This is a genomic window from Sanguibacter sp. Z41_6, assembly GCF_059621145.1.
In genome coordinates, this window is sequence record NZ_JCAQIF010000007.1 from 1 (window position 1) to 19,416 (window position 19,416).

At 71.6% G+C, this 19,416-nt stretch carries 21 protein-coding genes; 16 read left to right on the top strand and 5 right to left on the bottom strand.

All coding sequences use genetic code 11. From position 1 onward, the window contains the following. Positions 1-310 precede the first annotated feature (310 nt). From AC54T1_RS13410 to flgN, 5 genes are read right to left on the bottom strand one after another with little or no spacing between them, the layout of a single operon-like run. Positions 311-1,612 (bottom strand): EAL and HDOD domain-containing protein, encoded by a 1,302-nt coding sequence (locus tag AC54T1_RS13410; protein ID WP_496912250.1) that lies wholly within the window; start codon positions 1,610-1,612, stop codon positions 311-313. Between the two features lie 56 nt (positions 1,613-1,668). Continuing rightward, positions 1,669-2,055, bottom strand: a complete 387-nt coding sequence (locus tag AC54T1_RS13415) for a flagellar assembly protein FliW (protein WP_484345927.1) — start codon at positions 2,053-2,055, stop codon at positions 1,669-1,671. Further along, positions 2,052-2,939 carry a flagellar hook-associated protein FlgL gene (gene flgL / locus AC54T1_RS13420; RefSeq protein ID WP_484345926.1) on the bottom strand — a complete coding sequence of 296 codons (888 nt, stop codon included), beginning with the start codon at positions 2,937-2,939 and terminating at the stop codon, positions 2,052-2,054. Before flgL ends, AC54T1_RS13415 begins: the two co-directional genes overlap by 4 nt. After that, on the bottom strand, positions 2,936-4,384 hold the full coding sequence (gene flgK / locus AC54T1_RS13425; protein ID WP_496912251.1) for a flagellar hook-associated protein FlgK: 1,449 nt from the start codon (positions 4,382-4,384) through the stop codon (positions 2,936-2,938). Before flgK ends, flgL begins: the two co-directional genes overlap by 4 nt. A 13-nt stretch (positions 4,385-4,397) precedes the next feature. Beyond that, positions 4,398-4,880, bottom strand: a complete 483-nt coding sequence (gene flgN, locus AC54T1_RS13430; RefSeq protein WP_484345924.1) for a flagellar export chaperone FlgN — start codon at positions 4,878-4,880, stop codon at positions 4,398-4,400. A gap of 324 nt (positions 4,881-5,204) precedes the next feature. Between flgN and AC54T1_RS13435 the strand changes: the two genes are divergently transcribed. The 16 genes from AC54T1_RS13435 to AC54T1_RS13510 all read left to right on the top strand — a co-directional run bounded on the left by AC54T1_RS13435 (position 5,205) and on the right by AC54T1_RS13510 (position 19,367). Then, positions 5,205-6,107 carry a sigma-70 family RNA polymerase sigma factor gene (locus AC54T1_RS13435; protein ID WP_496912252.1) on the top strand — a complete coding sequence of 301 codons (903 nt, stop codon included), beginning with the start codon at positions 5,205-5,207 and terminating at the stop codon, positions 6,105-6,107. A 131-nt stretch (positions 6,108-6,238) separates the two neighbouring features. Beyond that, positions 6,239-7,789, top strand: a complete 1,551-nt coding sequence (locus tag AC54T1_RS13440) for a glycosyltransferase family 2 protein (protein WP_496912253.1) — start codon at positions 6,239-6,241, stop codon at positions 7,787-7,789. 126 nt (positions 7,790-7,915) lie between these two features. Further along, positions 7,916-8,740, top strand: coding sequence for a flagellin N-terminal helical domain-containing protein (locus tag AC54T1_RS13445; RefSeq protein WP_496912254.1), 825 nt, complete (start codon positions 7,916-7,918; stop codon positions 8,738-8,740). A 153-nt stretch (positions 8,741-8,893) separates the two neighbouring features. Beyond that, the gene (fliD, locus tag AC54T1_RS13450; RefSeq protein ID WP_496912255.1) at positions 8,894-10,276 is read left to right on the top strand and encodes a flagellar filament capping protein FliD; all 1,383 of its coding nucleotides are present in this window, start codon (positions 8,894-8,896) and stop codon (positions 10,274-10,276) included. Between the two features lie 80 nt (positions 10,277-10,356). After that, the gene (fliS, locus tag AC54T1_RS13455) at positions 10,357-10,803 is read left to right on the top strand and encodes a flagellar export chaperone FliS (RefSeq protein WP_496912256.1); all 447 of its coding nucleotides are present in this window, start codon (positions 10,357-10,359) and stop codon (positions 10,801-10,803) included. Beyond that, complete coding sequence (locus tag AC54T1_RS13460; RefSeq protein WP_496912257.1) at positions 10,793-11,158, top strand: hypothetical protein; 366 nt, start codon at positions 10,793-10,795, stop codon at positions 11,156-11,158. Before fliS ends, AC54T1_RS13460 begins: the two co-directional genes overlap by 11 nt. A gap of 187 nt (positions 11,159-11,345) precedes the next feature. Then, complete coding sequence (gene flgB, locus AC54T1_RS13465) at positions 11,346-11,687, top strand: flagellar basal body rod protein FlgB (RefSeq protein WP_484345918.1); 342 nt, start codon at positions 11,346-11,348, stop codon at positions 11,685-11,687. Next, positions 11,687-12,091 (top strand): flagellar basal body rod protein FlgC, encoded by a 405-nt coding sequence (gene flgC / locus AC54T1_RS13470; protein WP_484345917.1) that lies wholly within the window; start codon positions 11,687-11,689, stop codon positions 12,089-12,091. Before flgB ends, flgC begins: the two co-directional genes overlap by 1 nt. After that, positions 12,091-12,453, top strand: coding sequence for a flagellar hook-basal body complex protein FliE (gene fliE, locus AC54T1_RS13475; RefSeq protein WP_496912258.1), 363 nt, complete (start codon positions 12,091-12,093; stop codon positions 12,451-12,453). The genes flgC and fliE overlap by 1 nt, the downstream gene beginning before the upstream one ends. Beyond that, complete coding sequence (gene fliF, locus AC54T1_RS13480; protein ID WP_496912259.1) at positions 12,453-14,057, top strand: flagellar basal-body MS-ring/collar protein FliF; 1,605 nt, start codon at positions 12,453-12,455, stop codon at positions 14,055-14,057. Before fliE ends, fliF begins: the two co-directional genes overlap by 1 nt. Further along, entirely contained in the window at positions 14,054-15,067 is a 1,014-nt protein-coding gene (fliG, locus tag AC54T1_RS13485) for a flagellar motor switch protein FliG (RefSeq protein ID WP_484345914.1), read from the top strand. The genes fliF and fliG overlap by 4 nt, the downstream gene beginning before the upstream one ends. Beyond that, positions 15,057-15,752 (top strand): FliH/SctL family protein, encoded by a 696-nt coding sequence (locus tag AC54T1_RS13490; RefSeq protein WP_496912260.1) that lies wholly within the window; start codon positions 15,057-15,059, stop codon positions 15,750-15,752. Before fliG ends, AC54T1_RS13490 begins: the two co-directional genes overlap by 11 nt. Continuing rightward, positions 15,749-17,071 (top strand): FliI/YscN family ATPase, encoded by a 1,323-nt coding sequence (locus AC54T1_RS13495; RefSeq protein WP_484345912.1) that lies wholly within the window; start codon positions 15,749-15,751, stop codon positions 17,069-17,071. Before AC54T1_RS13490 ends, AC54T1_RS13495 begins: the two co-directional genes overlap by 4 nt. Next, a complete protein-coding gene (locus tag AC54T1_RS13500) occupies positions 17,068-17,502 on the top strand; it encodes a flagellar FliJ family protein (RefSeq protein WP_484345911.1) in 435 nt (144 codons plus the stop codon). Before AC54T1_RS13495 ends, AC54T1_RS13500 begins: the two co-directional genes overlap by 4 nt. Continuing rightward, on the top strand, positions 17,499-18,920 hold the full coding sequence (locus tag AC54T1_RS13505) for a flagellar hook-length control protein FliK (RefSeq protein WP_496912261.1): 1,422 nt from the start codon (positions 17,499-17,501) through the stop codon (positions 18,918-18,920). Before AC54T1_RS13500 ends, AC54T1_RS13505 begins: the two co-directional genes overlap by 4 nt. Before the next feature lie 12 nt (positions 18,921-18,932). Next, a complete protein-coding gene (locus AC54T1_RS13510; RefSeq protein WP_484345909.1) occupies positions 18,933-19,367 on the top strand; it encodes a flagellar hook capping FlgD N-terminal domain-containing protein in 435 nt (144 codons plus the stop codon). The last annotated feature ends 49 nt before the right edge of the window (positions 19,368-19,416 follow it).

Sequence of the window (19,416 nt, forward strand, 5' to 3'; positions counted from 1 at the left end):
GGGAGAGTAGGACGCCGCCGGACAACCATTGTCGAAGGCCCACCCCTCAAGGGGTGGGCCTTCGTCGTACCCAGACACTTTCCGCCACCCGCCTGGTGACAGGCACCGCATGCCGTGCGCGAGACGCGCGTCCCGGCGCGCGGTGCGTGCCGCGTGCCGCCTGCGGTTCGGCCCTGTGAGCGCCGGCGGGTTGCTCACGCTCCTCACGAGCGCGGGGACACAGAAGAGCCCTTGGCCGGGATGGGCCAAGGGCTCTTCTGTGTCCCCGTGGGAGTCTGTGTCTCCGTGAGAGGAAGCGCCGTGAGCGGGGTCAGTGCATGTTGAGCTGGCGGACCGTCTCCAGGGCCCACGGAAGAGCCGTGAGGTACGCCTCTGCGACCTGAACCGGCGTCCACGCGGTGTCGACGATCGTCCGCTCGTCTCCCTGCTCGTGGGCGATGACAGCACGCAGCGCGATTCCCAGGTCGCCCGTGTGCGCCGTGAGGGCGGAGCCGACCTCAGCCGACACCATCGTCTTCTCGATGATCGTGGAGATGCTGATCCCGGTCTCCTCAGCGAACGCCGAGAGGAGACCCACGGTGTACCCGGTGTCGTTCCCGATGAGCTCGCGGCACGCCGCCGCGCGCGCCAGGAGGAACCACAGGGCGTCCATCTGGCGCACCCGTGAGTTGATGAGGGACGCCATGACGAGCGTCGTCAGGCGCGTCGGGCCGAGCATGACGATCGCCCGGTGCAGCGAGTCGATGCGCTGGGGCATGCCCACCGCCGCGGAGTTCACGAGGTGCAGCACGCGCATCGTCATCTCGGGGTCGCTGCTGAGGACCTCCGCGATGCGGCCCGTGTCGACGTCGTCCTGCGAGAGGAGCCGGACGACCTCGAGGCACTGGATCTCCCCAGGGGCGAGGTCCCGGTTCACCGGGGGGATGTCCTGCTGGTAGATCGATCCCATGATGTAGTCGACGCCGAGGGACCACGCGCGTGCGGGTGCGGCGCTGCCGTGCACGTTCTCCGCGATGACGGTCACCCCGGCGTTCTGGGCGATCCGGGTGAGCTCCTGGAGGTCGAGCGTCGGGTCGGAGATGTCGATCATCACGTGGGACACGAACGGGAGCAGCGCGCGCTGGCCCGGGAGGTCGGTGAACTTCACGAGGATCGTCGGGACCTTGCGGAGCGACAGGGCGATGATCTTCTCCGCACCGTCGGCGGGCCGCGTCGCATCGGGGTGCAGGAGCAGGCCTACCCCGCCCGCGCTGGGGGGCAACGGCATGCTGCCGTCGAGCATCTCCGCCGTCGCCCAGATGAAGGCTGGACGGTCCGCGATGTAGCGCTGGAGCTCGAGCGTGCGGTACGCCTCGTTGAGCGGGCCGTTGAGCTCGGCCGGCCCCCGGTCGAGCGGGTTGACGATGGGCAGCGCGTACGCGAGGACGTCCCGGTGGCGGTCGACGATCGCGAGGCGGGCAAAGATCGGGGGCGTCGCGGCCACGGCCGCCGTGGGGCGCGCGGGGCGTGCCGCGGGGGCGCGCTCTGCCCATGTCGTGTCGCTCTGCGGCTGGGGACGGACCGCGTGCTGCGTGTCGGCGTGCCCAGGTGTCGTCGATCGCTGGTGGTCCATGGGTGGTCCTCGGTGTGTGCGCGGTGACGGAGTGTGGTGTCGACGGGTGAGGGAGGTCAGGCGGCGACGAGTGGCGCGCGCAGCGGCCACGGGGCACCGTCGAGGATGACCTGGAGTGCGTCACCGGTCTCGGTGTTGAGCACGAGCGGGGCGAGGAGGTTCGCCGTCGTCGGCGTCCCGTCCGTGCCGGGGGTGACGATGACGAGCACCGCGCGCCGGTCGTCGTCGTCGGTGAGGTGGAGTGCCTCGAGGGCATCGGTGCCGATCGTCGGCTCGTAGTCCGCGAAGTACGGGCCGGGCTGCACGGCGAACAACCTCGTCGTCCCACCGGGTCCCCCGCGGAGGCTGAAGAGCAGGCCCTGGTCGTCGAGGCACGTGAGTGCGAAGTCGGACCCGGGGCTCAGACCGGGCAGGGCCTCGAGGAAGTGCACGTCGGTGATCACTTGAGGTAGTCCATGAGGCTCGGCTGCAAGACGCGCGACGTCGCACCGAGGGCGGCCTGGTAGGCGACCTCCTGCATCTGCAGCTCGATGATCGTCTGCGCGAGGTCGATGTCCTCGACGCCCGACAGGTCGCTGCGGAGCGTGAGGGACTGGTTGGAGAGCATCGCCTGGGCCGCCGTGAGCTGGTTGGTGCGTGCGCCGACGCTCGAGGCCTGCGTGAGCATGGCGCCGAGGTGGCTGTCGATGGTGTCGATCATGGGCGCCACCGTCCCGCCTGCTCGCAGGGTCGCGGCGGCGTCGGTGAGCGTCGCGAAGGCGGAGGTCGCGCCGGTGCCGAACGTCGCCGCGCCGTCAGCGTCCACGCGGACGGTCTGCGAGCCGCTGATGCGTCGCTCCACGGGCCCGTTGCTCGCTGCGTGGACGACCTCGCCGTCCTGCATGCTGAACGCCGGGCCATTCGTCGTGCCGGCGAAGACGGGCCGGCCGAGGTAGGTGGTGTTGGCCTGGGCGAGCAGTGCGTCGCGGATGCCCTCGAGCTCGACGGCGATCGCCTCGCGGCCCTCACGGTTGAGGGCCCCGGAGTTCGCACCCTGGACGGTGAGGTCGCGGGCACGCTGCATGAGGTCCACCGAGGAGCCGATGGCGGAGTCGATCGTCGTGAGCCAGCTGACGCCGTCCTGGGCGTTGCGGGCGTACTGCTCGACGGCGCGCTGCTCCTTGCGCAGGGCCATCGCCTCGGCGGCCTTCGCGGGGTCGTCGGAGGGCTTGTTGATGATCTTCCCGCTCGAGGCCTGGGCCTGGAGGTTCGACATCTTCGTGAGGTTCGCCTGGAGGTTCGCCAGCGACGTGCGCTGAGCGGTCTGGTGCGTGACTCGTGTGATCATCGGCCGACGACCCCCGTCCGGTTGATGAGCTGGTCGAGCATCTCGTCGATCGCGGTCATGACGCGAGACGCTCCCTGGTAGGCGCGCTGGAAGGCGAGCATGTTCACCGACTCCTCGTCGAGGTCGACGCTCGTCTGGGCGAGCTGCAGGTTCGCTGCGGTGGAACGCGCCACCTCGGCGACGGTCGCGCTCTGCGCGGTCGACTTCGCGCGCACCCCGATGGAGACGACGAACGCCGACCACTCCGTGTCGGGCGACCCGGCGGCGGAGCCGAGCTGGGAGATCGCGTCGGCGATCGACCCGTCGGAGCCGCCGGTGCCTGCGGCGATCTGCGTGGGGCTGGTGAGGGCGACGGACAGGGCGAGCGCCGCCGGTCCGGTCCCGTTGAAGCTGAAGACCGCTCCCGCGGGCCGCTGGACGGTGCTGCCGTCCGCGGCCGGCTCGTGGACGACGCCGCGCTGATGGATCTCGTTGACGCTCGAGGCGAGGGTGCGTGCGAGCGAGTTGTAGGACTCCGCGGCCTGCGCGAGCAGTCCGCCCGTGCCGTCGGTCTCCGCCGGGGCGAGGACGCTGAGCACTCCCGCCAGCTGGCCGCCGTCGAGCGTCGCGGGGCTGGACGGGGTGCGGTCCCACTGGACACGCACGGGGTCGGCTCCGGCCCCGGCGAGCTCGGGGCTGCCGGTGACGACGAGGCGCTGGGCGCGGTCACCCGAGACGAGCGGGTTGCCGCCGATACTCACGTCGACCATGCCGTCGTCGCGCAGGCGGACCGTGGCGCCGGAGAGCGCGGCGAGGGAGGTCGTGAGGAGGTCGCGCTGGTCCTTGAGCTCGTTGGCGGTCCCGCCGGAGCCCTCGATCTGGCGGATCTTGTCGTTGAGCTCCGCCACGGATGCCGCGGTGGTGTTGATCTCGGAGACGAGCGACTCGGCCTTGCCGCGCGTCTGGTCCCACTGGGTCGCGACGGCGTCGTAGCCGGTCGCGATGGCGCGCTGGACGGCGTTCGCGCCCTCGATGAGCACCTGTCCGGCGCCGTCGCTCGACGCGTTCCCGACGTTGTTCGACACGTCCTGCCAGCTCGCCCAGAAGTCGTCGAGCTGGCGGGCGATGCCGTTGGTGCCGGGCTCGGCGATCGTGGACTCGAGGCGCGTGTACGCCTCGGTGCGCTCGGCGAGGTAGGCGGCCGACGAGGTGGTCGTGCGGACGCGGGCGTCGAGGAAGAGGTCACCGAGGCGGGAGATCCCGGTGGCCTGGACACCGTTGCCGATGCCGTCGCCGCGGGCGAACATCGTCGCGGTCTGGGCGGACCCGATCGACTGCAGCTCTGCGCGCTGGCGCGTGTAGCCCACCGTGTTGGCGTTGGCGATGTTCTGGCCCGCGACCTCGAGCGCCTGGCGCTGGGCCGTGAGGGAGCTGAGTGCGGTGGACAGTCCGGAGAAGGTGCTCATGGTGGGTGTGCCCTCAGAAGTTCTGGTCGAGGAGGCGCGCAGCGACCTCGCGGTTCGCTGTCGAGCCCTTCGCGTCATAGGTGTGCGCGTCGTACTGGAGGTTCGCCAGGGCCTCCTGCGTCGCGCGGTGGGAGGTGGCGAGCAGCTCGCGGTTCCCGGCGGCCAGCGCGTCGATCTGGGAGGTCAGCTCGAGGAACGCCTGCCGGTGCGCCCGGAGGAGCTCGTCCCACGGTTCGGGGGCGTGCTCGGCGAGCTCGTGGAGGCTGCGACCGGGCTCGAGACCCAGGAGGCGGGCGACGGTGTCGGACTCGACGGACCGACCGAGCTCGACCTCGCGGATCTGCTCGAGGACGTTCTCGACCTCGCGGGTCGCGTGGCTGAGCCACCGCGTCCGGCCGGTGGTGAGGAGCAGCTGTTCTTCTTCCAGCTTGAAGAGCAGGAGCTCGAGGAGCTGGCGCTCGCGCCACAGCACGCTGGTCAGGGCCTGCAGGCTCATCAGTGCCTACTCCTTCGTGGTCCGTCGTCTGGAATCGTTCAAGGCTCCCATCGGGTGCCGGACGTCCTCTATGAGGGTTCCCCCGGCAGATCTCACCCGGTGCACCCGTCTCACCCACAGTACGACGGGTCTCCCCATCCCGGCAGGGGGTGCGTGGCAAGCGTTTTCGCAGGTGAGAGAGGGGGTGAAGGAAAGCGGTTGCACGCAGATGGGGACCCCATGGGGAGTTCTCCCCATTGCCCGATGAGACAGGTTGTGATCGGGACCGGGTGAAAGACTGGTTGAAGCCTTGAGTTCCAGCGTTCAGCGAATGATTCTTAAGCCATGCAAACCATGGACGCGGGCCAGACACAGCTGGTCACGGACAACCTCCCGCTGATCGGTTACCACGTCAGCGAGATGTTGATGCGAGTGCCGAGCCACGTGTCCCGCGACGACCTGGCCTCCGCCGGCGCCGTCGCCCTCGTCCAGGCCGCCCGGGCCTACGACGCGACCACCGGGGTCCCGTTCAACCGGTACGCCGCCATCCGCATCCGCGGGGCCATGGTCGACGAGCTCCGCTCCATGGACTGGGTCTCCCGCGGAGCCCGCCAGCGTGCCCGCAAGGTCACGACCGTCGCCGACGAGCTCACCGCCGAGCTCGGCCGGACCCCGAACCGCGAGGAGATCGCCGCCTCGCTCGGCATCGACGTCGCCGAGGTCGACACGGCCCGCGAGCACGCCGCGACCCGCGTCCTCAGCCTCGAGGGATACGACGGCGCTCTCGCCGACGTCCTCCCCGCCCGCGAGGTCGGCCCCGAGGAGGCGCTCATGACGAGCGAGCGCCTCGTCTTCCTCCGCGCCGCGGTCGAGACCCTCCCGGAGCGCCTGCGCACCGTCGTCGAGCAGATCTTCTTCGAGGACCGGTCCGTCACCGACATCGCCAAGGACCTCGGCGTCACCCAGTCCCGCGTGAGCCAGCTGCGCTCCGAGGCCATGATCCTGCTGCGCGACGGCCTCAACACCCACCTCGACCCGTCGCACGTCGCAGCGCCCGCCCAGCCTGAGGGCGTGGCACAGCGTCGCCGCGAGAAGTACTTCGCGTCGATCGCCGAGCGCGCTGCCCGCAACGGTGCGTCCGTCGCGATCGCCGGTGCGTCCGTGGCGATGGCCGGCGCGGCTGCGACCGCCGCCGTGCGGCCGGTCGTCGAGCACGGACAGACGTCCGGGCTGGTGGCCGTCGGCTGAACCTCCCCGTCCAGCACCAGAACACCCCGGGCCCTGTGCAGGCCCGGGGTGTTCTGCTGTCTGGGGTCCCCCTCATAGGAGAGGTGCGGTTGTCGATGGGAGGCGCAGCATCGTCCCTCTGGAGGTCCCGCATGTCCGCACCGACAGCCCCACCGCGCATCTCCGCCGTCCTCATCGTCAAGGATGAAGAAGCCGTCCTGGGCGCGAGCCTCGGCGCGCTCGGCTGGGTCGACGAGATCGTCGTCTACGACACGGGGTCGACCGACCGCACGCGAGAGATCGCGCGCGCGTACACACCGCACGTCGTCGAGGGGTACTGGGACGAGGACTTCGGCGCTGCGCGCAACCGAGCGATCGCGCATGCATCGGGCGGGTGGATCCTCGTGGTGGACGCCGACGAGGTCGTCGCAGGCGACACGAGCGGTGTGCACCCCGCTCTGGCGGCCGGCCACGCGAACCTCTACCTCGTCCCTATCGTGGCCTACGACGGGGAGAACCGGCGCGCGGAGGCGCCCCACATCACGGCCCGCGTGTTCCGCCGCTCCGAGTACCGGTACGCCGGGCGCTACCACGAGCAGCTCGTTCCCATCGACCCGGGGGGCACGCGGCCCGTCATGGAGCAACTCGCGCACCTCGAGCTCCAGCACTCCGGGTACAGCGAGGAGGCGATCGAGCGGCACGACAAGCGGCAGCGCAACCTCCTGCTGGCGCGCGCCGAGCTCGAGGAGCGTGTGGCCGCCCAGGACGTGTCCCCGGCCCACCTCGACGTGCTCCGCGCGAACCTCGCGCGAGCCCTGGCGAGCGCAGGAGACGTGGACGAGGCTCTGGCCCTCGCCCGACCCGTGCTCGACGCCGGGCGCGTCCCGCGCAGCACGCTCGTCGACCTCTCGACCGCGCTCGTCCGCGCCTGCGCCATCGACGGCGCCGACGACGAGGTCGACCTATGGCTCGCCGTCTGGGAACGGGCTGACCTGTCCGCGGTATGGGCGCGCGGCGTCCGGGCGAGGGTGCTCGCGTCCCGGGAGCAGTGGGCCGCGGCGCTCGACGTCCTCGGGACGCTGCCCACGACCCACGTGGACAGCGACGGCCGGCGGTTCGTCAAGCACGACCTCGCCGACGTCGAGGTCCGGGCAAACCTGCGGGCTGGCGACGTCCGTCGCGGACGCCGGGCCGTCCTTGAGGCCCTCCGGGCCGGGTATGCCCCGGGTGAGCCGGAGGACCTCGCCGAGCTGTTCCCCGACGACGCACAGCTCGCGGAGGTCCTCGCGGGGATCCGCAGGTCCCTGTGGCAGGCGCAGGTCGCACGGTGCGCCATGTCACCGACGCCTGGTGCGCTCCGCGTGCTCGCCGGGATGGGTGCCGTAGCGGCCGACGACCTGTCCGTGATGTTGTGCCGAGCGGCCCTCGCACCGCTGCTCGGGCTGGAGGAGCTCGTCGCGCTCGCCGACCAGGTGCGGCGTCGTGGCCTCGCGGAAATCTGCCCCCTGGTCCGCGTCGCGCAGGACGAGCAGCTGACACCCCGCCATCGTGCTCTGGCCGCAGGTATCGCGGTCAGCGCCTACGGGGACGAGCGCGCGCTCCTCGCACTCGAGGCGGCTCTCGCCGGCGTCGACCCCGCCCAGGAGAGCGATCTGCTCGCGCAGCTCGAGCTCGTCGCGCCAGGCCTCGTGTCCGCGGCCTGAGCCCACCGACGATCACCCGAATCTCGTCGGTCAGAACTCCTCATGCTGGCGGCGACCGGTCGATAGGCACAGTGGCAGCCCACGGATGGGCGCCGCACTCGGCCCACTTCACGGAAGAAGATCATCATGGCCCTCTCGATCAACCAGAACATCGCGGCAGTCAACTCCTACCGCAACCTCTCCAACACGCAGAACGACCTGAGCAAGTCGCTCGAGAAGCTCTCCTCCGGTTTCCGTATCAACCGCGCTGCTGACGACGCTGCCGGTCTTGCGATCTCCGAGGGCCTGCGCTCGCAGGTCGGTGGCCTCAAGGTCGCGGCCCGCAACGCCCAGGACGGCATCTCCGTGGTGCAGACCGCTGAGGGTGCGCTCACCGAGGTGCACGCGATCCTGCAGCGTGTGCGTGACCTGACCGTCCAGGGCGCCAACGACTCGAACAGCACGGAAGCGCGGGCGAACATCGCCACCGAGATCAACAGCCTCGGCACCGAGCTCACCCGCATCTCGGACTCGACGAACTTCAACGGCACCAAGCTGCTCGACGGTTCCGTCTCCACCCTGAACTTCCAGGTAGGTGCCGACGGCAACACCAACTCGACCATCGCCGTGGACCTGACGAACGTCAAGACCATTGTCGCGGACATCGCTGAACTGAAAGTTACTGACCACGCCACGGCTCAGACCGCCACCGGCACGGTCGACACGGCCATCGAGGCCATCTCCACTGCGCGCTCCGGCCTCGGTGCGATGCAGAACCGCCTCGAGCACACCATCAAGAACGTCAACGTCGCGGTGGAGAACCTCTCGGCGTCCGAGAGCCGGATCCGCGACACCGACATGGCGTCCGAGATGGTCAGCTTCACGCGTGCGCAGATCCTCTCGCAGGCCGGCACGTCGATGCTCGCTCAGGCCAACCAGATCCCCCAGGGCGTTCTCTCGCTCCTGCGTTGATCCGGTCGCACCTGACTGAGTCGTAGCACCGCAGGACAAGCAGTACCGCAGCATCGACCGGCGGTGGGGGGACAACCGTCCCGCCACCGCCGGTCGGCATTTCAGGCCCGCAGAGCGAGCCGTTCGCATCACGACGTACGACAGGAGCACCTCATGGCAGGTATGGGCATCGACGGACTCGTCAGTGGTCTCGACACGACCACGCTCATCTCCCAGCTCATGCAGGTCGAGGCCATGCCGCAGACCCTCCTCAAGCAGAAGGTCAGCGGCGCGCAGGCGTTCATCACTGCCATGCAGGGCCTCAACACCCGGGTGGCCTCCCTCGCCGAGACGGCGAAGACCGCCGTCAAGCCGGAGTCCTGGAACGCCGTGTCGGCGTCGAGCACCACGGACACGGTGACCGCGACGACGTCGGCCGGCGCGCAGGCGTCCTCGCTGAGCTTCACCGTGGACCGCCTGGCGAGCGCACAGACCTCCGTGACGGGCAACGTCTCCAGCCTTGCCGGCCTCTTCGGTGGCACGGTCCCGACGAGCGTCACGCTTGCCACCGGCAGCGGTGACACCGCGACGGCCACAGTCATCGACCTCACGGACGTCACGGATCTCGCCGGGTTCGCCGCCAAGCTCAACACCGCGGACGCAGGCATCACCGCAAGCGTCGTGAAGATCTCCGCCACCGAGTCCCGCCTCCAGCTCACCGCCAAGGGGACCGGCGAGGCCGCCGCGTTCGACCTGCACGCTGGCACCGTCGCCGAGGCTGATGTCCGGGCCGGCACCGCACCTGCCGCGCTCATCGCCCGCGGGGACGCGATCGTCTCCGCCGGTGACGCGCAGATCACGCTCTGGGGCACGCAGCCTGTGACGTCCGCGACCAACACGTTCTCCGACGTGCTCACCGGCGTGAGCATCACCGCCACCGCCGTCGAGAAGGAACCGGTCACGGTGACGGTCGCCCGGGACGATGCAGCCGTGAAGAAGCTCGCGTCCGACCTCGTCGGCGCGCTCGGTGTCGTGTTCTCCGAGATCAAGAGCCGCACCGCCACCACGACGGAGACCAAGGACGGCCGCACGGCCGTCACCGCCGGGGTCCTCGGCGGCGACAGCGCGACCCGCTCGCTCAACCAGGCGCTCGTCACCGCAGCCTCGCACCCCGTCGACGGAGTCTCGCCGTCCGAGGTCGGCATCATCATCGGCCGCGACGGCACGTTCACCTTCGACGAGGCAAAGTTCACCGCGGCCATGGCCGCGGACCCCGCCAAGGTGCAGAAGATCGTCAGCGGGATCGCTGAGCGCGTCGGCGAGGTCGCGACGAAGGCATCGGACAAGATCGACGGCAGCCTCACGCTGAAGATCCAGAACCAGGAGAGCTTCAGCAAGAACCTCTCCGCGCAGGTCGAGGACTGGGACCGCCGGCTCGCCGTCCGCAAGGAAGGGCTCCAGCGCACCTACTCCGCCCTCGAGGTCACCCTCAGCGGTCTCAACTCCCAGTCGTCGTGGCTCGCCGGGCAGCTGTCCTCGCTGCCCAAGTGGAGCTAGCGGTCACACCGGCGAACACCACCCCCACCAGCCCTCACACCTCTCGCCCTCTCACCGATAGGCCGGATATGAGCCACCTGATGACCGCGGACGCGCGTCGCGCGCAGTTCCTCAACGACACTGTCCTCAGTGCGAGCCCTGCCAAGCTCCTGACGATGCTCTACGACCGGTTGGTCCTCGACCTCGACAGGGCGGAGAAGGCGCAGCTCGCCGGGGACATCCCCGAGGCGAACTCGCAGCTCACGCATGCGCAGGACATCATCACCGAGCTCATGGTCACGCTCGACGTGAAGGCCTGGGACGGCGCCCCCGGTCTCATGGCGCTCTACCAGCACCTGACGACGGAGCTCATCGAGGCCAACATCAGCAAGGACGCCGCCCGCACGGCGGGCGTGCGGGCCGCCGTCGAGCCGCTGCGCGCCGCCTGGCACGAGGCCGCCGCGCAGCTCGTCTCCGCCGCGCAGCCCGCCGCCCCGGCAGCGGGTGCGCGCGTCCTGGCGGGCAGCGGGTTCCTCGGTGTCGGCTGAGTCCACGCCGGTGGCGGACCGGACCCGCGGGCCGGCCGCGTCCTGGACGGACGCCTGGAGCGACGCGCTCGACGTCTTCGACATGAGCCTCGCCGAGGCCACCGATCTCATCTCCACCGGCCACCTCATCGACTCCGCCTTCACGTCCTCCACCCTCGCGTGGCGGGCACCGGAGAACCTCGGGCCCCTGCCGGACGCGCTGCGCGGGCGCGCCAGCCGCATCCTCGAGCGTCAGCTCGACATCGCCGCCCAGCTCACGGCCGCGGCGCGCACGGCCCGCCAGCACCTCAAGGTCGTCGACGACCTCGGGCGCCGCGCACCCTCCGTGCCGGTGTACATCGACGCGATCGGCTGAACCCGCCCACACCGCCACACACGGGTCGGGGGAGCGGGTGAAAGACCACCGCGGGGCAAGAAAGTCCGGGCGAGTTCCTCTCGTCACCCCAGGTCACGGCCGATAGGACCCCTGTCAGGGATTGCCAGGACGGCTCCCACATCAAGGCCATGGATCGGCCGCACCCACGCACTCCTTGGAGTCGGTCGTGTTCGATTCAGTGACCTTTGTCGCGCTCAACAGCGCGCTCGACGGGCTTGCCCTGCGCCAACGGGTGATCGCCAACAACGTGGCGAACATCAACACGCCCAACTACCTCGCCGGCCGCGTCTCCTTCGAGAACGAGCTGGCCTCCGCCGTTCGCGGCGGCAACGGCGCCGTCACCGCGACCACGGCGCGCTCGCTCGAACCCACGCGGCTCGACGGCAACAACGTCAACCTCGACGCCGAGACGCTGCTCAACGTCGACACCAACCTGCGCTACCAGCTCGCGACCCAGGCGATCGACGGCACGTTCTCCTCCCTGCGCACCGCGATGCGGACGAGCTGATGACCACCTTCGGGGCGATCGGCATCGCCAGCACCGGCATGACCGTCAACCGCAAGTGGCTCGACGCGGTGAGCGACAACCTCGCGAACATGAACACCGTGACCCCGTCCGACGAGGCCGCCTTCCAGGCGCGCTACGTCGTGGCGACCGCCGTCGGGCAGCCGAGCGAGGGCCAGGGCGTGCAGGTCGCCGGCATCGAGCTCGGCAGCGCCGAGGGCCGCCTGGTCCACGAGCCCGACCACCCGCTGGCCGACGCCGAGGGCTACGTGCGCTACCCCGACATCGACATGTCCAGCCAGATGACCCAGATGATCATGGCGCAGCGTGGCTACCAGGCCAACGCCGCCGTGGTCGACCGCGCGAAGGCCACCTACGAGGCCGCCCTCCAGATCGGACGCAGCTGATGAGCATCCCCGCGATCGACGGGATCTCCGCACTGGGATCCCTCGGATCCCTCACCGGAACCGGCGCTGCCGGGTCCTCGACCTCCGTCGCCGGCACCGGCTACCTCGGAGCGGCGTCACCCGCAGAGACCTCCGCGAGCTCGAGCGCCTTCGGCAGCACCCTCACCGGCGCGATCGAGAACCTCCAGGGCCTCCAGCAGACGTCCAACGACCTCGCCGTCAAGGCCGTCACCGGTGACCTCGACGACGTGCACGACTACACGATCGCGTCGTCGGAGGCGAAGCTCACCCTCGAGCTCACCGCCGCGATCCGCAACAAGGCCGTCGAGGCGTTCTCCGAGATCATGAGGATGCAGGCCTGATGCCTCAGCAGATCTCGTCCGCCCTCGGACGCCTCACGTCCTCCATCCGCGAGTTCACCGTCGCCCAGCGCACCCTCGCGCTCATCGGCGCCGCTGTCGTCGTGCTCGGCCTCGTCGCCCTGAGCACATGGTTCAGCAAGCCCCAGTTCTCGCCGCTCTACACCGACCTCGCACCCGCCGACGCGAGTGCCGTCGTCGACCAGCTCACCACGGAGGGCGTCGCGTACGAGCTCACCAACGGGGGGACGACCGTCATGGTCCCCACGGAGTCCGTCTACGACATGCGCCTCAAGGTCGCCGCGAGCGGCATCACCCCGACGAGCGACGGCGGCTACGCGCTGCTCGACGAGATGGGCATGACCTCCTCGGAGTTCCAGCAGGACGTCACCTACAAGCGGGCGCTCGAGGGGGAGATCGCGAAGACGATCTCCGCGATGCAGGGCGTCGAGCTCGCGACGGTGAAGCTCGCGATGCCGGAGGAGAGCGTGTTCGTCTCCGAGACGGCCGACCCGACGGCATCCGTGTTCATCCAGACGTCCACCGGCAGCACCCTCACCGACGACCAGGTCCAGTCGATCGTCCACCTCGTCTCCGCGGGCGTCGAGGGCATGAAGACCACCGACGTCGCCGTCATCGACTCCACCGGCGCCGTGCTCTCCGCGATCGGCGGCCCCGGAGCCTCCGGCGGGACGAGCTCCAACAAGCAGACCCTCGAGTACGAGCAGCGCGTCGCCGCGTCCATCCAGTCGATGCTCGACCCGATCGTCGGACCCGGCAAGGCCGTCGTGTCGGTCACCGCAGAGCTCGACTACGACGCCACCGAGCGGACGCAGGAGACGTTCACGGCGGCCGACGGCGTCCCGCCGCTCACCGAGCGCAGCACCGTCGAGGAGTACACCGGTGCGGGTGGGGCAGCGACGGGCGTCCTCGGACCCGACAACATCGCGGTGCCGAACGGCGAGGGCGATGGCAGCTACCGCAACGAGTCCTCCGAGGCCAGCAACGCCGTCGACAAGCTCACCGAGCACACCGTCGCGGCGCCCGGCACCGTGCGCCGTCAGTCGGTGGCCGTGGCCGTGGACGCGGGCGCCGCCGGCGCCCTCGACATGGTGGCCCTGCAAGCCATGGTCTCCTCCGCAGCAGGCGTGAGCGCCGAGCGGGGCGACGTCGTCACCGTCTCCCGGATGGCCTTCGACACCACGGGCGCCGAAGCCGCGCAGCAAGCCCTCGAGGCGGCCGGCGCCGACGTCGCCGCGGCGACGAAGGCCGACCAGCTGCGCCAGCTCATCATCACCGGCGCCGTGCTCCTCGTGCTCATCGTCCTGGCGATCATCGTCGCCGTCGCCCGACGCCGGGGCCGCACGAGCGACCCCCGCGAGTCGCTCGACCTCGGCGAGCTCGCCCGGCTCGACACCCTCCGCCAGCTCGAGGCAGAGGCCTCGGCGGCCAAGGTGCTCGAGCTCCCCGAGGCACCCGCCCCCCCGGACCAGGCGCAGCTCGCCATCGAGCGGCAGCGCAGCGACGTCGCCGCGCTCGTCGACGAGCAACCGGAGCAGGTCGCTGAGCTGCTCCGCGGCTGGATGGAGACGGGGACCAAGGTATGAAGTCCGCGACACTGACCGGAACGCAGAAGGCGGCCCTCGTCCTCATGCAGGTGGGCCGCGACCGCGCGGCGAAGATCATGGCGCAGCTCGACGACACCGCCATCGAGGAGCTCACCGCCGAGATCCTGCGGATGGACCGCATCGACCGGGAGGTCGCGGACGAGGTCATCGGGGAGTTCCATGCCGTGAGCCACGGCGGCGCCTCGACGATCAGCAGCGGCGGGCTCGGGTACGCCCAGCAGCTGCTCGAGGCCTCGATGGGCGCCGAGAAGGCGCAGCACATGCTCGACCGCCTCGCGACGAGCATGGCCGGGCAGCCGTTCGAGTTCCTCCAGCAGGCTGATGCACGCCAGGTCCTCGCGCTCCTGTCCGGCGAGCACCCCCAGACCGTCGCCCTCGTGCTCGCGCACCTGCGCCCCGAGCACGCGTCCGCGATCCTCGCGGGTCTCCCGGGGGGCACCCAGGCCGAGGTCGCGCACCGGATCGCCCTCATGGAGCGGGCGGCCCCCGACGTCGTCGCCGTCGTCGCCGACTCCCTGCACCGCAAGGCGTCCGCGGTGCTCACCCCGCGCGAGACGTCCGCCGTCGGCGGGGTCGCCCCGCTCGTCGAGATCATCAACCGCGCCGACCCCGGCACCGAGAAGCTCATCCTCGAAGGGCTCGAGGCCCGGGACAGCGCGCTCGCGGAAGAGGTCCGCAGCCGGATGTTCGTGTTCGCGGACATCGTCCTGCTCGAGGACCGCGCCCTGCAGCTCGTGCTGCGCGGCGTCGAGTCCGCGGCCCTCGCGCTCGCCCTCAAGGGCACCGTCGGCGGGGAGCGCGACGCGATCCTGCGCAACCTCTCCGAGCGGGCGAGCGAGAACCTCGTCGAGGAGATCGAGCTCCTCGGCTCCGTGCGCATGTCGCAGGTCGAAGAGGCCCGCGCGAGCATCGTCCAGGTCATCCGTCGCCTCGAGGAGAGCGGGCAGATCGTCATCCGCCGCGAGGGGGAGGACGAATATGTCTCCTGACACGACGTTCCCCGGCACGAGCGACGCGCCGACCCGCGGGTTCGGGTCCGCGCGCCTCACCGTCGTCACCGACGAGCGGCTCACCGGCACCCAGGAGCGCGCACGCGTCGCCGGGTACGCGGCCGGTTTCGCTGCCGGCAGCCGCGCCGCGGCCGAGAGCACCCGCGTGCTCCACGAGCGCCTGCGGCACGAGGCAGCTCAGCACGAGGCGAGGCGCGCCGCCGAGCACGCTGCCGCGCTCGGCGCCCTGCAGCGCGCGACGCACGCCGCCGCGCAGCGCGTGGTCCCGGTGCTCGACGACGCCCGCGGGCTCCTGCACACCCGCGCCTTCGAGCTGGCCCGGGCCGTCCTCGCGCACGAGCTCGGTGACGGCGCCACCTCCGCGCGAGCAGCGCTCGCCCGGGCCCTCGACGTCCCGCACGACCTGCGCATCCAGACCGTGCGCCTGCACCCCGACGACGTCGCGGCCCTGCGCGGGTCCGGCGAGGTCACCGACGTCGAGATCGTCGCCGACCCCTCCCTCGCACCCGGCGACGCGGTGAGCACCTTCGAGGGCGGGTTCCTCGACGCAACGATCGACACCGCGTTCGCGCGGGCCCTGACCGCCCTCGGGGAGGCCGACCTCCTACGCTCCGACGTGCTCGACGACGCCGCCCCCGTGCGTCCCACCGGAGGCGCACGATGAGCCAGCTCAGCGCCGACCCCGGCTGGGCCGGGGTGCTGCAGGCCGCCGCCCCCGAGCGGGTCGGCCGCGTCCAGGCAGCCGTCGGGCTCTCGCTCGACGTCGTCGGGCTCGACTGCGCGCTCGGCGACGTCGTGCGCGTCGGCGACGACGAGTCGATGCTCGCCGAGGTCGTCGCCGTCTCCGCCGGGACCGCCCGCTGCATGCCCCTCGGGGCGATGCGCGGCGTGCGACCCGGACTGCCCGCCCGGACGACGGGCGGCTCGTTGCGCGTCCCTGTCGGCACCGGGCTCCTCGGCCGGGTCATCGACGGCCTCGGCCGCCCGATCGACGGGAAGGGCCCGCTCGTCGGCGCCGCCATGGTCGAGCTCGAGGGGCGCGCCCCGCACCCGCTCGAGCGCCAGCGCGTCGCGCAGCCCCTCAACCTCGGCGTCCGGACGCTCGACACCCTGACGACCGTCGGACGCGGTCAGCGCATGGGGCTGTTCGCCGGCTCCGGCGTCGGCAAGTCGACCCTCCTGTCGATGATCGCCCGGGGCACGGATGCGGCCGTGAGCGTCATCGCGCTCGTCGGCGAGCGCGGGCGCGAGGTGCGTGAGTTCCTCGAGGACGACCTCGGGCCCGAAGGGCTCGCCCGGTCCGTCGTCGTCGTCGCGACGTCCGACGAGCCGGCGCTCGTGCGGCTGCGTTCCGCGTTCGTCGCCACCCGCATCGCGGAGCACTTCCGCGAGGACGGCCAGGACGTCGTGCTCATGATGGACTCGCTCACGCGCGTCGCCATGGCGCAGCGGGAGATCGGGTTGTCCGTCGGCGAGCCGCCGGCCACCCGCGGGTACCCGCCCTCCACCTTCTCGCTGCTCGCCGAGCTCCTCGAGCGCGCCGGCACCTCGGCCGTCGGGTCCGTGACCGGGATCTACACCGTCCTCGTCGACGGCGACGACCACAACGAACCCATCGCCGACGCGGCCCGGTCGATCCTCGACGGGCACGTCGTGCTCGACCGCAAACTGGCCGTCGCGGGGCACTTCCCGAGCATCGACGCCCTCGGGTCCATCTCCCGCGTCGCCACCCGGGTGACCACCCCGCAGCAGCGCACCGACGCGACCGCGCTGCGCAAGGTCATGGCCGCGCGGCGCTCCGTGCAGGACCTCGTCGACGTCGGTGCGTACGTCCCCGGCAGCAACCCGCTCGTCGACGCGGCCCTCACCAACTCCGGGCCGATCGACCGGTTCCTCCAGCAGGGTGTCGACGAACCTGCACCCGCCGAGGAGTCCTGGGCTGGCCTGCGTGCGCTCGTCTCGCAGCTGGGGGTGGCCGCATGAGCGCCTTCCGGCTCGCCGGCCTCCTGAGGTTCCGCAAGCTCCAGGAGGAGCAGGCGGCTGCTGACCTCGCGAGGGCCAACGCCGCCCGCCGCCGCGCAGAGGTGATGAGCGAGACGGCCGACGGCGCCCTGCGCGCCCACGACTTCACGACGAGCACGGACACCGCGGCCTGGCGGTCCGCCGTGGCCACCCGCGTCGCCCTGCGCAGCATGGCCGTCGAGGCATCGGTCGCGGTCGAGGTCACGGCCATCGACGCGCAGCAGCGTGAGATGGCCTGGGCCGATGCCCGGACACGTTCGGTCTCGCTGGAGAAGCTCGAGGAGAAGCACCTCGTGCGCGCAGCGGCCGAGGACCTCCACACCGAACAGGTCGCGCTCGACGAGATCGCCGGCCGCGGGACCCCCGACCGCACCCCCGGAGGTGGAGCATGAGTGCACCGATCATCCAGCTGGCTCGTGCAGCGGTGGCACCAGGAGCGCCCTCCGGGCCGCGGGCGGGGACGTCCTCCGACGACTTCGGGCGCGCCCTCGAACGTGAGACCGCCCGTCCCGAGCCGGGGCAGCGCTCCAGCGCCGGCGCGACGCGCGCGTCCGACGCGCGAGCGCACGACGGCTCCGTGCTCCGCAGGACCATGCGCGGAGCGGAGAGCGACACGGGCTCCGACCGGTCCACCACGGGCTCCGCGGCCCTGGGGGCACACACCAGCCGCGCACCCGGCGGCGACGCGACCGCTGCGGCGGGGGAGGCGACGGCACTGGCCGACGGCACGACAGCCGACGGCACGACAACGCTGCCCGGCGACGTGACGTTGTCGGCTGGCGGAGCCACCGTGCTCGCTGGCGACACGACCGACGCCGCGGCGATCGAGCTCGTGGCCGCGGCGGCGCTCGCCGCGCCCCCGGTCACGGCTCCCGCTCCGCTCCCGACCACGGTGCCGACGCTCACCGCCGCTGCGCTCGCAGCTCAGGCTCTGGCGACGTCTGCAGCGCCTGAGCAGACGGCACCCGGCGCGGCACCCGGCACGGCGGACGGCAGCCAGGCTCCGGGGACCGGAGCACCCGACGGGAGCGACATCCTCGTCGAGGGCGCGCGCGTGCGGCTGTCGAGCAGCGACCACCTGCCCGGCGCCCGGACCGCCGACCAGGTGGGTGCTGCTGCGGGCAGGCCGGACCCGACGACCGGACCCCAGGTCGCCGCCGACACCTCGGCGGCCCAGGCGCGCTGGGCCGACGGTGCTGCTCCTGCGTCCGGTACCGGGGCCACCGCAGCAGCCGCACCGGCCGCTGCGGACACCGGAGCACCCACGAGCAGTGCCACCGGTGCACCAGCCCTCGCCGCGGTGACCGGGACGGACCGCACCACGGCCGCCCCTCCCACCCCGGCGGCGCCCCCCGCCAACGCGCCGACCCTCGCCGAGCAGGTGCGGGCGCCCCTCGTCGCGCTGCGCACCGCGGCCCCGGGCGAGCACCTCATGACGTTGCGCGTCGACCCCGACCACCTGGGCCCGGTCCAGGTCCGCGCGCACATCGGCGCGGACGGGATCCGCATCGAGCTCCTCGGCGCCACGGACGCAGCCCGGGAGGGCCTGCGGGCCCTGCTCACAGACCTGCGCCGCGACCTCGCCGGGAGCGGCATGAACGCCACGCTGAGCCTCGGCGCGGACCACGGACGGTCCGAGCAGGGGCGCGGCGACGGAGCGACCGGCGCGTCCGGCGGCGGACCCGACCGCGGGCCTGCTCAACGAGCGGACCGAGGCGGTGCGCCGCCGGGTCCCGCGGCGACGGTCCCCGCACCCGCACCCCCGACCTCCCGTCCTCACGGCGCTCCCGGCGTCGACGTCTTCGCCTAAGGAGCACCACCCATGACCATCGAGACCCCCGGTGTCACCGGTACCGGCCTGTACGCCGGTGCGAACGCGTCCCCGGCGAAGAAGGACCTGGACGGCGAGACCTTCCTCACCCTGCTCGTCGCGCAGCTCAAGTACCAGGACCCCAGCTCGCCCATGGACACCACGCAGATGATGGCCCAGACCACCCAGCTGGCGTCCATGGAACAGCTCACCGCCCTGTCGACGACGATGAGCGAGAGCTTCGCCCTCCAGATGCGGGTCGCCGCAGCCAGCCTCGTCGGCCAGCAGGTCACCTACACCGACGGGGCGGGCGAGACCATCACCGGCACCGCGTCCTCCGTCTCCTACAAGGGTTCGGTCCCCAGCGTCACGGTCGGCGACGAGGAGATCGCGCTCGACTCCGTCGCCTCCGTCACCCAACGGACCGCCCCGACGCCGGCCGCCTAGGCCGCCCCGCACCGCGCGCCCGCACCGGCGCACACCGATCTCACGACTC